The following is a 443-nucleotide window of genomic DNA, read 5'->3' on the forward strand; positions in this document are numbered from 1 at the left end:
TGGTGTAAACGTTCATCATTCAACGGTCTACCGTTGGGTTCAAGAATATGCCCCAATTTTGTATCAAATTTGGAAGAAAAAGCATAAAAAAGCTTATTACAAATGGCGTATTGATGAGACGTACATCAAAATAAAAGGAAAATGGAGCTATTTATATCGTGCCATTGATGCAGAGGGACATACATTAGATATTTGGTTGCGTAAGCAACGAGATAATCATTCAGCATATGCGTTTATCAAACGTCTCATTAAACAATTTGGTAAACCTCAAAAGGTAATTACAGATCAGGCACCTTCAACGAAGGTAGCAATGGCTAAAGTAATTAAAGCTTTTAAACTTAAACCTGACTGTCATTGTACATCGAAATATCTGAATAACCTCATTGAGCAAGATCACCGTCATATTAAAGTAAGAAAGACAAGGTATCAAAGTATCAATACAG

The 443-nt window shown here is 34.8% G+C and carries 1 protein-coding gene; it reads left to right on the forward strand.

Features of this window, described 5'->3' with window-relative positions:
• The coding region (locus IDG45_RS13740) for an IS6-like element IS257 family transposase (protein WP_206171653.1) at positions 1-443 on the forward strand (443 nt) is incomplete at both ends.

This window comes from Staphylococcus sp. EG-SA-10 (genome assembly GCF_017151945.1).
GTDB classification, from domain to species: domain Bacteria; phylum Bacillota; class Bacilli; order Staphylococcales; family Staphylococcaceae; genus Staphylococcus; species Staphylococcus aureus.